The sequence below is a fragment of the Paraburkholderia unamae genome (assembly GCF_003096875.1).
GTDB classification, from domain to species: Bacteria; Pseudomonadota; Gammaproteobacteria; order Burkholderiales; family Burkholderiaceae; genus Paraburkholderia; species Paraburkholderia unamae.
The window spans coordinates 1-13104 of sequence record NZ_QEOB01000045.1; the positions used below are offsets into that span (position 1 = coordinate 1).

General features: G+C 66.4%; 12 protein-coding genes and 1 pseudogene. 2 read left to right on the forward strand and 11 right to left on the reverse strand.

The annotated features are described in order from the left end of the window. Both C7402_RS44505 and C7402_RS44510 read left to right on the forward strand, forming a co-directional pair. Positions 1-227, forward strand: a pseudogene (locus tag C7402_RS44505) (electron transfer flavoprotein subunit beta/FixA family protein); the annotation flags it as partial. A gap of 15 nt (positions 228-242) precedes the next feature. Further along, positions 243-1178 carry an electron transfer flavoprotein subunit alpha/FixB family protein gene (locus tag C7402_RS44510; RefSeq protein ID WP_116615085.1) on the forward strand — a complete coding sequence of 312 codons (936 nt, stop codon included), beginning with the start codon at positions 243-245 and terminating at the stop codon, positions 1176-1178. A 109-nt stretch (positions 1179-1287) separates the two neighbouring features. Here C7402_RS44510 and C7402_RS44515 read toward each other — a convergent pair whose 3' ends face one another. The 11 genes from C7402_RS44515 to C7402_RS44565 all read right to left on the reverse strand — a co-directional run bounded on the left by C7402_RS44515 (position 1288) and on the right by C7402_RS44565 (position 13064). Then, positions 1288-2091, reverse strand: coding sequence for an HpcH/HpaI aldolase/citrate lyase family protein (locus C7402_RS44515; RefSeq protein ID WP_116615086.1), 804 nt, complete (start codon positions 2089-2091; stop codon positions 1288-1290). After that, positions 2088-3467: an MmgE/PrpD family protein gene (locus C7402_RS44520; RefSeq protein ID WP_112177172.1), complete on the reverse strand. Its 1380-nt coding sequence runs from the start codon at positions 3465-3467 to the stop codon at positions 2088-2090. The genes C7402_RS44515 and C7402_RS44520 overlap by 4 nt, the downstream gene beginning before the upstream one ends. Positions 3468-3511: 44 nt before the next feature. Beyond that, positions 3512-4690: a CaiB/BaiF CoA transferase family protein gene (locus tag C7402_RS44525; protein WP_116615087.1), complete on the reverse strand. Its 1179-nt coding sequence runs from the start codon at positions 4688-4690 to the stop codon at positions 3512-3514. Between the two features lie 14 nt (positions 4691-4704). Then, positions 4705-5868, reverse strand: coding sequence for an acyl-CoA dehydrogenase family protein (locus C7402_RS44530; protein ID WP_116615088.1), 1164 nt, complete (start codon positions 5866-5868; stop codon positions 4705-4707). A 38-nt stretch (positions 5869-5906) separates the two neighbouring features. Beyond that, positions 5907-6752, reverse strand: coding sequence for an HTD2 family dehydratase (locus C7402_RS44535; protein ID WP_116615089.1), 846 nt, complete (start codon positions 6750-6752; stop codon positions 5907-5909). A gap of 180 nt (positions 6753-6932) precedes the next feature. Continuing rightward, positions 6933-7721 carry a citryl-CoA lyase gene (locus C7402_RS44540; RefSeq protein ID WP_112177168.1) on the reverse strand — a complete coding sequence of 263 codons (789 nt, stop codon included), beginning with the start codon at positions 7719-7721 and terminating at the stop codon, positions 6933-6935. A gap of 32 nt (positions 7722-7753) precedes the next feature. Then, positions 7754-8623 (reverse strand): MaoC/PaaZ C-terminal domain-containing protein, encoded by an 870-nt coding sequence (locus tag C7402_RS44545; RefSeq protein WP_116615090.1) that lies wholly within the window; start codon positions 8621-8623, stop codon positions 7754-7756. A 21-nt stretch (positions 8624-8644) separates the two neighbouring features. Then, a complete protein-coding gene (locus tag C7402_RS44550; RefSeq protein WP_116615091.1) occupies positions 8645-9445 on the reverse strand; it encodes an enoyl-CoA hydratase/isomerase family protein in 801 nt (266 codons plus the stop codon). Further along, complete coding sequence (locus tag C7402_RS44555) at positions 9442-10590, reverse strand: lipoate--protein ligase family protein (protein WP_116615092.1); 1149 nt, start codon at positions 10588-10590, stop codon at positions 9442-9444. The genes C7402_RS44550 and C7402_RS44555 overlap by 4 nt, the downstream gene beginning before the upstream one ends. 63 nt (positions 10591-10653) lie before the next feature. Beyond that, on the reverse strand, positions 10654-11820 hold the full coding sequence (locus C7402_RS44560) for a phenylacetate--CoA ligase family protein (protein ID WP_116615093.1): 1167 nt from the start codon (positions 11818-11820) through the stop codon (positions 10654-10656). Between the two features lie 44 nt (positions 11821-11864). Further along, the gene (locus C7402_RS44565) at positions 11865-13064 is read right to left on the reverse strand and encodes an acetyl-CoA C-acetyltransferase (protein WP_116615094.1); all 1200 of its coding nucleotides are present in this window, start codon (positions 13062-13064) and stop codon (positions 11865-11867) included. Between the last annotated feature and the right edge of the window lie 40 nt (positions 13065-13104).

Sequence of the window (13104 nt, forward strand, 5' to 3'; positions counted from 1 at the left end):
CGACCGACCTGCGCCTGAACGAACCGCGCTACGTCACGCTGCCGAACATCATGAAGGCGAAGAAGAAGCCGCTTGAAACGGTCAAGCCGGAAGACTTGAGCGTTGACGTTACGCCGCGTTTGAAAACGCTGAAGGTCGCTGAGCCGGCCAAGCGTAGCGCAGGCGTGAAGGTGCCCGACGTTGCGGCGCTGATCGACAAGCTGAAAACCGAAGCCAAGGTGCTGTAAGGGAGCGATTGAAAAATGACGATTCTGGTTATTGCCGAACACGACAACGCGAGCGTCAAGGCCGCGACGCTGAACACTGTGGCTGCCGCGCAGAAGATTGGCGGCGATGTTCACGTGCTGGTTGCTGGCCACAACGCCCAAGCCGCAGCCGATGCCGCAGCGAAGATTGCTGGCGTTGCGAAGGTGCTGCTGGCCGACGCGCCGCAACTCGAACAGGGTCTCGCTGAAAACGTCGAAGCGACGGTCATCAGCATTGCGAAGAATTATTCGCACATCCTCGCGCCGACCACGGCGGCGGGCAAGAACGTCACGCCGCGCATCGCCGCGAAACTCGACGTTGCGCAGATCAGCGACATCACTGCTGTGGATTCGCCGGACACGTTCGAGCGCCCGATTTACGCGGGCAATGCGATCGCCACGGTTCAATCGGCCGACCCGGTCAAGGTCATCACGGTCCGCACGACCGCGTTCGACGCAGCCGCAGCCGAAGGTGGCAACGCCGCCATCGAAAAGCTCGACGCCGCAGCGGACAGCGGCCTTTCGCAGTTCGTCAGCCGCGAAGTCACGAAGCTCGATCGCCCGGAACTTACCAGCGCGTCGATCATCGTTTCCGGTGGTCGCGGTCTTGGCAGCGGCGAGAACTACACCAAGGTTCTGGAACCGCTCGCGGACAAGCTCAACGCGGCGCTCGGCGCATCGCGTGCGGCCGTGGACGCAGGCTATGTGCCCAACGACTATCAGGTCGGCCAAACCGGCAAGATCGTCGCACCGGGGCTTTACGTTGCCGTGGGCATCTCCGGCGCGATCCAGCATCTGGCCGGCATGAAAGACTCGAAGGTCATCGTCGCGATCAACAAAGACGAAGAAGCGCCGATCTTCAGCGTGGCCGACTACGGCCTCGTGGGCGACCTGTTCACGGTCGTGCCCGAACTCGCGGGCGCACTCGGCTAATCGCCCACGAAGCGTCCACTAAGCGCTCAGTAAAAGATAAAGCGCCTTTGCTCACGCAGAGGCGCTTTTTTTATCATCGTAAAAGCGGCAACCTCGGCCGCTTCGGCAATCAAACACCAAGAATGCGGCGCGCCTTGAGGATCACCGGCATGTCCACCATCTTGCCGTCGAGCGCCACGGCCGCGCCGCCGCTGGCCTGCACCACATCGAGCACGCGCTGGGCCCATGCGCGCTCGGCGTCGCTCCACGCGTAAGCGCGATGCACGGCCTCGATCTGCTTCGGGTGAATGCAGAGCTTGCCGCCATAGCCAAAGCGCCGCCCGCGACGCGCCTCGGCTTCCAGCACCGCTGCGTCGTCGAACACCGTCGATACGCCGTCCACCGGCGCGCCAATGCCGGCCAGCCGCGAAGCCAGCACGATCTGTGAGCGAAAGGCGTCGAGTTCCTCGCCGTCGCCGTCGATGCCCAGATCGACCTGGAAGTCGAGCGTGCCGAACGCCACACGCAGCACGCCTTGCGCGCCGCACAGCGCATTCAGGCTCGCGATGCCGCGCGCGGTCTCCACGATCGGCAGCACCCGCAGCGCGCTGTGTGCGCGGGCCAGCACCGCCGCCACCTGCTCCGCGCTTTCCGCCTTCGGCAACATGATGCCCGCTACGCCGGCGTGTTGCGCGAGCGCCGCGACATCGTCGGCGAACCAGGGCGTGTCGGTGCCGTTCACGCGCACCCACACCGGGCGCGCCGCATCCAGCGCCGCAACCGCGGCGTTGCGCGCCGCGCCCTTCTCCTCGGGCTGAACCGCATCCTCCAGATCGACGATCACGGCATCGGCGCCCGCGCCGCGCGCCTTTTCGAAGCGCTCTGGCCGGTTGCCCGGCACGAAGAGATACGAACGTGCCAACGCCGTGCTCATGCGCCTGCCTCCTCGACGAACAGCGTGCCGACGCGCTGCACCTCTGCAATCCCCCATGCCGCGTCGAGAAGACGTTGCGCCTCACGCTCGCTCGCCGCCCCCGAGAACGCCGCGAGACGCACGAACTTCGCCGCGATCTCCTCGCGCGAGAGCGTGTTGCCGGGGTCGCCCTTCGGCTCGTCCACGCGGCCGTGCAGCGTGCGGCCGTCGCGCGTCGTGACGGTGACCTTGCCGATCCAGCGCGCGGGATAGGCGCGATCCACTTCCTCATCCAGCGCCATCGTCACGCGCTCGCGAAATGCCGCGATGTCGCCCGCCGCGTAGTCGCGCTCGAACTCGTTCACGCCCGCATAGCCGCGGTACGCCACGAGAGCGAGCACGGTCCCCATGTTGAACTTCGCCTGGTGCACGGTGCTCGGCACAACCACGCTGCCGAGCACGTCGATTGCGCCCTGGTGCACGTGGGCCGTCACCGCCGCGATATCGTCCGGATTCAAGCCGTGCGCTTCGATCACCGCGAGCAGCGCGTCGGCGGCCGGGTGCGTATGGCGGCATGCCGCGTGATACTTGAACGACGTTTCGACAGTCGCCCAGCGCTCGCCGAGGCGATCGACGAGCTTTGCCGGATCGGCGTCGCTCGACATGCCCGCCGCCATGCCTTGCGCGCCTTCCAGAATGCGCTGCGCGCCGCGAAAGCCGTCTGCCGCGAGTTGCGCCGCCATCAAGCCGTTGGCCGCCGCCATGGCCGTGTGCAGTTGCTTCGAATCCGCCGCGTCGCGCAAGAACTCCCACAGACCGCTCGCCTGGGTGCCCGCCGAGCCGAACGCATCGAGCATCTGCTCGGGCGTGAGCTTGAGCAGCCGCCCCGCCGCGGCCGCCGCCGCGATCGTGCCCACGGTGCCCGTGGTGTGGAATATTTTGTAGTGCGAACGCCCCATGAATTCGCCTACGCGTATGCCCACCTCGTAGCCCGCCACGCAAGCCGCGATGAATTCGCGGCCTGTTGCGCCCAGCGTCTGCGCGAGTGCGAGCGTCACCGGAAACACCACGGTCGCGGGATGCAGCACAGAGCCGTTGTGCACGTCGTCCTGCTCGACGAAGTGCGACGCGGCGCCGTTCATCATCGCGGCGAAATACGCCGTGGTGCGCGTGCGGTCGATCACGACGTCGCACGCTCCCAGTGCGCCCGGCTCACCGCGCGCCGCGCGAGCGAAGCGCGCGATGGTTTCGACCGGGCGCGCGCCCTTGCCGCCGAGCGCGGAGCCGAGCCAGTCCACATAGAGGTTGACGGTGCGCTCGACCACATGCGGGGGAATGGAGTCGAAACGCAGTTGCGAAGCGAAGGCCGCGAGCGCGCGGCTGGATTGATCTGTCATGGCACGGTTTCGTGATATCGGGTTGGTCCGGGCGGCGAGCGGGCTCAGATCGCCCCGGCTTCGCGCAGCGCGCCGATGCGTGCAGCGTCATAGCCAAGCTCCCGCAAAATCGGTTCGGTATGCTCACCGAGTGCCGGCACCGCCTCCATGCGCGCGTCGAACGCGCTGGGCGCGCCCGGCGGCAGCAACGCGGGAATGCCGCCCGCGGGCGTTTGCACTTCGCGCCAGCGCTCGCGCGCCTGAAGTTGAGGATGCGCCCACACGTCGGCCATCGTGTTCATCTGCGCGTTGGCGATGCCGGCGCGCTCCAGGCGCTCGATCACCTGCGCGGCGCTCAGTTTCGCGAACGCCGCGACGATCAGCTCGCGCAGTTCGGCGCGCCGTGCGGAGCGTTGTGAGTTCACGGCGAAGCGCGCGTCGGTGGCGAGTTCCGGTTGCAACAGCACATGCTCGCAAAAGAGCTTCCATTCGCGATCGTTCTGAAGCCCGAGCATCACCGATTTGCCGTCGCCAGCGGGAAACGGCCCATAGGGGTAGATCGTCGCGTGCGAGGCGCCCGCGAGCGGCGGCGGCGTCTGCCCGTCGATCGCGTAGTAAAGCGGATAACCCATCCACTCCACCATGCTCTCCAGCATCGAAACGTCGATGCGGCAACCGCGCCCGGTCTTTCCGCGCATGAGCAACGCACTCAGGATGTTCGAATACGCGTACATGCCCGCCGCGATGTCGGCGATCGAGCAGCCCGCTTTGGCTGGCTCGCCCGGCGACCCCGTGATCGAGAGAAAGCCCGACTCGCTCTGGATCAGCAGATCGTAGGCCTTGCGCTCGCGGTAAGGGCCGTCGTCGCCGTAACCGGAAATGTCGCAGACGATCAGCCGGGGATAGCGCTCGCTCAACGCTTCGTAGCCAAGACCGAGCCGTGCCGCCGCGCCCGGTGCGAGGTTTTGCACGAGCACGTCGGCGTCGGCGAGCAATGCGTCGAGTATCGGCGCGGCCTCCTTGTGCTTCACGTCGAGCGACAGGCTCTCTTTCGAGCGGTTCGTCCAGACGAAGTGCGAAGCGAGTCCGTGCACGCGTTCGTCATACCCGCGCGCGAAGTCGCCCACGCCCGGCCGCTCGATCTTGATGACGCGCGCGCCGAGGTCGGCAAGCTGGCGCGTGCAGAACGGCGCGGCAATCGCGTGTTCGAGCGTGACGACCTTGATGCCGTCGAGTGGTCTCATGGCACGCCCTCCGGTCAGAACGAACGCGGCAGGCCGAGCACGTGCTCCGCCACGTACGAGAGAATCAGGTTGGTCGAGATCGGCGCGACCTGGTAGAGGCGTGTCTCGCGGAACTTGCGCTCGACGTCGTATTCACAGGCGAAACCGAAGCCGCCGTGGAATTGCAGGCACGCATTCGCGGCTTCCCACGACGCGTCGGCGGCGAGCAGCTTCGCCATGTTCGCCTGCGCGCCGCAGGCCTCGTGCGCGTCGAAGCGGCGCGCGGCTTCGAAACGCATCAGGCTCGCGGCCTCAACGTTGACGAACGCCCGCGCGATGGGGAACTGCACGCCCTGGTTCTGCCCGATCGGCCGCCCGAACACGATGCGCTCCTTCGCATAGGCGCTCACCTTGTCGATAAACCAGTAGCCGTCGCCGATGCACTCCGCCGCGATCAGCGTGCGCTCCGCGTTCAGCCCGTCGAGGATGTACTTGAAGCCCATGCCCTCCTCGCCAATCAGGTTTTCCGCCGGAATTTCGAGGTTGTCGAAAAAGAGCTCGTTGGTCTCGTGATTGACCATGTTGAGAATCGGCTGCACGGTGAGCCCGTGCCCGATCGCTTCGCGCAGGTCCACCACGAAAATCGACATGCCTTCGGACTTCTTCTTCACGTCGGCAAGCGGCGTGGTGCGCGCGAGCAGAATCATGAGGTCCGAATGCTGCACGCGCGAAATCCACACCTTTTGCCCGTTGATCACATAGCGGTCGCCCTTGCGCACCGCCGTGGTCTTGATCTTCGTGGTGTCCGTGCCCGTGGTCGGCTCCGTCACCCCCATCGACTGCAAGCGCAGTTCGCCGCTCGCGATCTTCGGCAGGTACTTGCGCTTCTGCTCGGCCGAGCCGTGGCGCAGCAGCGTGCCCATGTTGTACATCTGGCCGTGGCACACGCCCGAATTGCCGCCCGAACGGTTGATCTCCTCCATGATGACCGAGGCTTCGGTAAGCCCCAGCCCCGATCCGCCGTACTCCTGAGGAATCAGCGCCGCGAGCCAGCCGGCCTTCGTGAGCGCGTCGACGAAGGCTTCGGGGTAGCCGCGCGCTTCGTCGATCTTGCGGAAATACTCGCCCGAGAACTGCTGGCACAGGTCGCGCACGGCTTCACGAATGTCTTGAAACGAATCTTGTTGCGTGGTTTGCATGATCGATATGATTTCGCTATGGATGATCGGGCCGCGCCTCAGGCGAGCGTGGCCGTGGCCTGCATCGTCAGGTAGCCGTCGTGGTCTCTCGCCCAGAGTTCGACCGTGCGGCCGTCGGCGGAAGGCTTGCCGCACAGCGTGAGCGCGTTGCCGCAGATCGTGGGACGCACCGCGCGGAACGCGAAGGTCTCGACTGTGGCATCGGGGCGCTCGCGATGCACGAGGTCCATCAGCAAGGTCGCGATGAGCGGGCCATGCACGACGAGGCCGGGATAGCCTTCTTCCTGCGTGACGTACGGAAAGTCGTAGTGAATGCGATGGCCGTTGAAGGTCAGCGCGGAATAGCGGAACAGCATGACCGGGTCGGCGGTGAGCGTGCGCGACCAGGTCTCGTCCTGGGGCGCGGGCGCAGGCTTGGGCGCGCTCGCGCCGGGCTGAGGCGCGTCGCGGTAGACGATATCGTGCTCTTCCTCGATGCACAGCGTCCCGCCGCTTTCATAGCGATGCTGCACGGTCACGAACACGAGGTGGCCGCTGCGGCCGGTCTTGTCCTCGATATTGGCGATGGTCGAAGTGCGCGCGGCTTCATGGCCCGCGCGCAGCGGCGCGTGAAAGGTCAGGCGTGCGCCGGCCCACATGCGGCGCGGCAACTCCACGGGCGGCAGGAAGCCGCCGCGCCTGGGGTGGCCGTCGGGCCCCACCTGCGCAAGCGGCGCCACGGGCAAAAAATAGAGCCAGTGCCAGAGCGGCGGCACGGCGTCGCCGGGCGCCTCGCGGTCGAGCGTGGCCGCGAGCGCGCGCAGAGGAAACGCCGTGATGTCGTCGGTGAGCGTTTCGGTCTTGTCGAGCCACGCTTCGAGCGTTGGCGTTGGCGATTGCGGCATGGCGTTTCTCCGTTGCGAGACAGTTGGCCATACTATGAACGGCTCACGGCGTTTCGCGAAGTTGGCTTTTCCGAATCGGGCCTTTCGCTTTCGTTAATGCCCCGCTCGATGCCGCGCCCGACCTATGCGTTGCGTTGCGTTGCCTTGCACGCGGCTTTCACCCATCACCGCGTGCGCCGCTCAGGCTTCGCCGCGCAAATGCGCCGAAGCCTCGTCCTCCACGCGCTGCCACAACTCGTACGACATCGGGCGCTCGCCTTCTTCGAGCAGATGGCCGACGAGCCCGATCGCGCGCGCCATCACGCCGAAGCCGCGCACGATGCGCCACGGAAAGCCGAACTCACAGCAGATCGCACCTATCGCACCCGTTGCGTTGATGGGCAGCGACTTGCCCGACACGCGCTCGGCCTCGGCGCCGATCAACTGCATGAGCTTCACGTAGCGCCCCGACATGCCGTTTTGCGCGGCCAGTTCGAACAGGCGCGGGGTACGCGGATCGATGGGCTTGTGCAGCGGGTGCCCGAGGCCCGGAATCGGCGTGCCCCGTGCGCGCCATGCGGCGACCGTATCGACGGCGAGCTTTTCGAGGTCGTCGCAAGCGCTGTCATACGGCAGCGCTTCGGAGAGCATGCGGCACGCGCCCTCCATGCTGCCGACGAACACCGAGCCGAGGCCGCACAGGCCAGCGGCAACAGCCGCCTGCAACGACTCAGGCGCGCCCGCGTAGGTCATGCGCGCGGCAATCGCGCTCGGCGTCATGCCGTGCTCGACGAGCGTGATGACGATGGCGTTGAACATCGCCGACTGCTGCGGCGTGGCGGTCTTGCCCGTGAGCTGCAAAAACGCGAAGTCGCCGAGATTCATGTGACCGAGCACTTCGTCGGGCAGACTCTTGCCGCGCACGACGATGCGATCGGGCGTGCTGTATGCGATATCCGAGCGCACGAGCGGTTTCGGTTGACGGGCCATGATAGTAATTCCTTCGTTATACAGAATAGCGTTCAGCGCAATTGCGCGCGGCCGTTGTTGAGCACGATCACGTCGCGTTCCAGCACGCGCGCGCGGAATCTCACCTCGTTGCCGTCGCGCCACATTTCGGTGCGTATGGTCTCGCCCGGATAGACGGGCGCGGTGAAACGCGACTGAAAAGCCACGAGGCGCGCCGGGTCGCTCGCGCACACCGTCTTGAGCACCGCGTGCGCGGCCACGCCCCAGGTGGCGAGACCATGCAGGATCGGCCGCTCGAAACCGGCCGCGCGCGCGACCTGCGGGTCGGCGTGCAAGGCATTGTCGTCGCCGCACAGACGATAAATCAATGCAGTTTCGGGGCGCGTGGGCAAATCGCAGTGGTGATCGGGCGCGCGCTCGGGCACGGGCGGCGGCGCGGGCGGCGCTTCGTCGCTCAAGCCGTTGTTCGCGCTGAAGCCCCCGTCGCCGCGGCAAAACGTGAGTTGCGTGACGGTGGCATAGACTTCGCCGCTCGCCTTGTCCGTAATGCTACGCTGGATTTCGAGCAGCGCTCCCTTGCCTGCCCCCTTGTCCACCACGCGCGTGACGCGCGAGCGGCCGATCACGGTCGCAGCCGGCGGCAGCGGCTTGTGAATCACGAGACTTTGCTCGCCGTGCAACAGCCGCACCCAGTCGATGCCCGAGCGCGGGTCGCGCGCCCAGAACCCCGGAAAGCCGAGCACGACAGCAAACGTGGGCGGCACGCGCAACTCTTTTTCGTAGACGAATGCCAGGTCGTCCGAATCGACGGGATTTGCGCCGTAGCCCACGGCGAGGCTGTAGAGCATCGCGTCGCGCGCGGTGTAGGTCTGTTCGACGTCCTTGAACGGCCAGTTACGCAGGGTGTGATAGTCGATCGTCATGGCGGTGAATGAAGTGAGCGGTCAGGCTTCGGCGGCCGGCCATTTGAAAAGCGGGTCGGCCTTCTCGCGAAAGCGTCGCGTCGCCTCACGGTGAAACTCGGTCGTGAAGGCAATGCCCTGCGCGGCCGACTCGATTTCGAGCATCGCGCGCAAATCGCTGCCAAGCGACTGATTCAACGCGCGCTTGGCGAGACCGAACGCAATGGGCGACGCACCGGCGAGACTCGCCGCGATCTGTGCGGCGCGGGCGTGAAGCGCTTGCGGCTCGACCACTTCGAGCACCGCGCCGATTTCCTTCGCCTCCGCCGCCTTCACTTCGCGCGCCGTGAACACCAGGTCCTTCGCGCGCGCCAGCCCCACCACGCGCGGCAAGGTGTAGAACGCGCCGCAATCGGGCACGAGCCCCACCTTCATGAATGGCATGCAAAAGCGCGCACGGGTGCTGGCGATTACGAAGTCGGCCGCGAGCGCGAAGCTGAAGCCCGCGCCATAGCACACGCCGTCGACGGCCGCGATCACCGGGCGATCGAGATCGATCAGCATGCTCACCCAGCCATGCAGATCGTCGATGCGGTCGCGCCCCGCCTCGGCGCTCGTCACGTTCATGCCGCGCACGTCGCCGCCCGAGCAGAAGTCGCTGCCCGCGCCGCGCAACACGACGGCGCGCACGCTGCGGTCGGCGCGAATGCGCTGCACGGCTTCGAGCAGTTCCACGCGCATTTCACCGTTGAGGGCGTTCTTCGCCGCCGGACGATTGAACGTGAGCGTCACGACGCCCTCTTCGCGCTCCACCAGCAAGGTTGGTTCGTTGTGCTCACTCATACGTTCACCCCGGCGCTTGCGCCAACGCTCGCCAGTTCGGCCAGTGCCTTATCGAGCGCCGTGACGAGATGCACCGGCTCGACGCCCGCGAATTCCACGTCCGGGCGCGCGAGAAAGGCCTCGATATGCGCGGAACACGCCTCGCGCGTGGCGGCGAGTCCGGTGAAGCCGTCTTCGAGCCACGCGACCGACGCCAGCGGACGCGGATGCCAGTCGCCATTGACGATGGCCTTCGCCACCTGCCCGTCACGCACGAGCAGGCTCAGCCAGATCAGCCCGGCAGGCGCCTTTTCACGCCCGCGCACAACGCGATCGCCTTCGCGCGCAAGCGGGCCGTAACGGGTGGCCTCGCTCTTTTCGTGGAACCAGCTTTCCTCGTGCAGTTCGCTCTCATACTGCTGCGCGAACGCAAGCTCGCCGCTGCCGAGCGTTCCCGGCTCCAGCGTGACGTCGCCGAAAGCGCGACGCACGCAGGCCTGCACCCATGCGGAGAGTTCGTCCGTGCTCACCTCGCGGCCCAGTTCCTGCTCCAGATACGTGTAACGCGAGCCGAGATCCTTGTGCTTCTTGTCCTTCACTTTCTCGGGCGCCATGGGCATGGCGCGCGCCGCGATGGCCGTGTCGATGGCCTTCACGTTCAGCAGAATGCGGAAGGTCAGCACGCCGCCCTCGATCTTGAGCGAGGTGGCCACGAGCTTGCGGCCGTCGATCTCCACGTCGTTCAGCGGGCGGTACGAGGCCTGCAAACCGAACACGTCGCGCAACGCCTCGGCCACATGCCCGAGAATGGCGGGAAACGCCTGCGCCGCCGTATCCGGCACGCCCGGCAGGCCGAGCGGCAGATAGAACGCCAGAAACGCGGAGCCGCGCCCCGCATAAATCGCACCGCCGCCGTTCACGCGCCGCCGCGTGAGCACGTTGTTGTCGCGGCAGAACGGCAGGTCGAGCACCTGGTTGGGGTCTTCGTTCACGCCCACCGTGATGCTGTCGTCGTTGAAGATGTTCAGATATACCGTGGGCGGCGCAAGCTTTTCGGCCACGGCGCGCTCCACGGCCGGCGACACCGAGATCGAAAAATCCGCATAGCTGTGGCCGCCGACGACGAGGCGCCAAGGCGATTGATGATTCGTAGTGCTTGTGTTCATGGTTGTCTCACTCCTGTCGATGAGGGGTGGCGCTTTAATGCTTCCGCGCCCGCCCCCTCCCATTCAATTGCGCGTATCTTCCACGAGCGCACCGCCCTCAAGCTTCTCAACGGCCTCGATCGTGTCCGCCTGGATGAGCGTTTGCCGCTTGAAGCGCTCCGCGATCGCCTCGATCGCCGCACCGGCGGGTGCCCCCTCCACCTGAAGCGTGAGGTGATCGCCACCGTGCTCTTTTCTGCCGACCACGAGGCGATACGCGCCCGTCGCGCCTGCCACGCCCAGCAGTACGGTTTTGAGCTCCGACGGATACACCTTCACACCCTTGATCTTCACCATCGAATCGGCGCGGCCGAACACCACGCGCGGCAGCGACACAACACGCCCGTGCACGGGCGCGGTCCGTTCGAGCACCGTGAGGTCGCCGGTGCGGTAGCGCACGAGCGGCTGCAATTCCTTCTTCAGATGCGTGAGCACGAGTTCGCCGCGCTCGCCCTCGGCGACCGGCAAGCCGCTTTCCGCGTCGATCACTTCGGCGTACAGCAGTTCGTCGAACACATGGACGCCGGTTCCGCCGGGAAACGTGCGCGCAACGGGCAGGCATTCGGAGAGCGAGTAGCTGTCGATCAGCAGCGTGCCCGGCATCGCCTCGCGCACCCGTTCGTAGAGCGCGGCATTGCCCGTGAACGCCTCGCCGCCCGCGAAGAACACGCGCGGCACGGGACAACCCGCTTCGATGAGCTTGAGCGCGTGCGAAGGATTACCGGCCAGCACCGTCACGCCGCATTGCTGCGCCACCCGCGCGGCACGCTCGGTCTCGCCCGGCCCATGCGGAATGCACGCCACGCCGCGCGCCTCCATCTGGCTCTGGTAGAAAAGCCCGGCGACAAACAGGTGATAGCCGAAGGTCACCATGCACACATCGCCCGGCCCGATGCCGCAGGCGTCCAGATGCTGCCCGCACGCGGCTTCGATCGCACGCAGGTCCGCCGCGCTCTGCAGGATCGGCACGAGCGAAGCGCCCATCGGCGTGAGATGCACGCGCACCGGCGGCACCTGAGGCGCGAATGCGCCGTAGCCGGGGCGGTTCATTTCGGCAACGAGTTGCGCGCGCGACATCAGCGGCACGCGTTCGGCGAATTCCGTTGCGCTCGCAACGCTGCGCGGCAAACGCCCCTCGTAAAACGGATGCGTTTGCAGCCGCGCCAGTTGTGCGTTGAGCAAATCGAGCATCGTCTCCTCCTTCTATCGATGGTGGCGGCACGCGGCGCGCACGCTCACGCCGCGCGCTCGAAGATGGCCGCGATGCCCTGCCCGCCGCCCACGCACATCGTTTCAAGGCCATAGCGCCCCTTGCGGCGCTGGAGCTCGTAAAGCAGCGTCGTGAGCATGCGCACGCCCGTCGCGCCGATCGGGTGACCGAGCGAAATGCCCGAGCCGTTCACGTTCAGGCGCGTTTCGTCGTGCCATCCCCAGCCCTTGAGCACCGCGAGCACCTGGCATGCGAACGCTTCGTTGAGCTCGACGAGATCGAGTTGATCGAAGGTAAGACCGGTCTTTTGCAGCAGCTTTTGCACGGCGGGCACCGGGCCGATGCCCATGGTCGCCGGCTCGCAGCCCGCGGCGGCCCAACCCGTGAGATAGCCGAGCGGCGTGAGACCGAGCTTGTCGAGCTGGTCTTCGGCCACGATCAGGCATGCGGCCGCTGCATCGTTTTGCTGGCTCGCGTTGCCCGCCGTGACCGTGCCGCCTTTCATGAGTGGCTTGAGCTTCGCAAGCGACTCTGCGCTCGCATCGGCGCGCACGCCCTCGTCGCGGGCGAACAGCACCGGGTCGCCCTTGCGTTGCGGCACGGAAACCGGCACGACTTCCTCGGCGAAGCGGCCCGACTCCCACGCCGCCGCCGCGCGCTGGTGGCTGCGCGCCGCGTAGGTGTCCGCCTCCTCACGCGTGATGCCATATTCCTTCGCGAGATTCTCGGCCGTTTCGATCATGCCGGAGAGATAGCCAAAGCGGCCTTCGGGCTGCGAGCGTTCGCGGCCACGCTCGAGGCGGTCGTGCATCTTCACCGAGCCCGCACGCGCGCCCCAGCGCATGTCCGTCGTGTAGTACTCGATATTGCTCATGCTCTCCACGCCGCCGGCCACCACCACATCGGCCGCGCCGCTTTGCACCATCATGGCGGCCGTGACGACCGCCTGGAGGCCGCCGCCGCAGCGCCGGTCGAGCTGCATGCCGGGCACGTGCACCGGCAGCCCCGCTTCGAGCGCTGCCCAGCGGCCGATGCAGGGCGTTTCGCTGTTCGCGTACGACTGCGCGAAAACCACGTCCTCGATGCGCGCCGGGTCCAGGCCGCTACGCGCGATGGTTTCCCGCAACACGGTAGCCGCGAGCGTCTCGACCGCGACCGGACGCAGGCTTCCGCCGAAGGTGCCAACCGGCGTGCGAACCGGTGCGACTATCGCTGCTCTTCTCATTTCGGATTCCTTTCTATAATCTCTGGTAGAGGGTCTTATT

Coding starts and splice junctions, on each gene's coding strand:
- C7402_RS44510 (WP_116615085.1), top strand. CDS start 243: ATGACGATTCTGGTTATTGCCGAACACGACAACGCGAGCGTCAAGGCC.
- C7402_RS44515 (WP_116615086.1), bottom strand. CDS start 2,091: ATGAGCACGGCGTTGGCACGTTCGTATCTCTTCGTGCCGGGCAACCGG.
- C7402_RS44520 (WP_112177172.1), bottom strand. CDS start 3,467: ATGACAGATCAATCCAGCCGCGCGCTCGCGGCCTTCGCTTCGCAACTG.
- C7402_RS44525 (WP_116615087.1), bottom strand. CDS start 4,690: ATGAGACCACTCGACGGCATCAAGGTCGTCACGCTCGAACACGCGATT.
- C7402_RS44530 (WP_116615088.1), bottom strand. CDS start 5,868: ATGCAAACCACGCAACAAGATTCGTTTCAAGACATTCGTGAAGCCGTG.
- C7402_RS44535 (WP_116615089.1), bottom strand. CDS start 6,752: ATGCCGCAATCGCCAACGCCAACGCTCGAAGCGTGGCTCGACAAGACC.
- C7402_RS44540 (WP_112177168.1), bottom strand. CDS start 7,721: ATGGCCCGTCAACCGAAACCGCTCGTGCGCTCGGATATCGCATACAGC.
- C7402_RS44545 (WP_116615090.1), bottom strand. CDS start 8,623: ATGACGATCGACTATCACACCCTGCGTAACTGGCCGTTCAAGGACGTC.
- C7402_RS44550 (WP_116615091.1), bottom strand. CDS start 9,445: ATGAGTGAGCACAACGAACCAACCTTGCTGGTGGAGCGCGAAGAGGGC.
- C7402_RS44555 (WP_116615092.1), bottom strand. CDS start 10,590: ATGAACACAAGCACTACGAATCATCAATCGCCTTGGCGCCTCGTCGTC.
- C7402_RS44560 (WP_116615093.1), bottom strand. CDS start 11,820: ATGCTCGATTTGCTCAACGCACAACTGGCGCGGCTGCAAACGCATCCG.
- C7402_RS44565 (WP_116615094.1), bottom strand. CDS start 13,064: ATGAGAAGAGCAGCGATAGTCGCACCGGTTCGCACGCCGGTTGGCACC.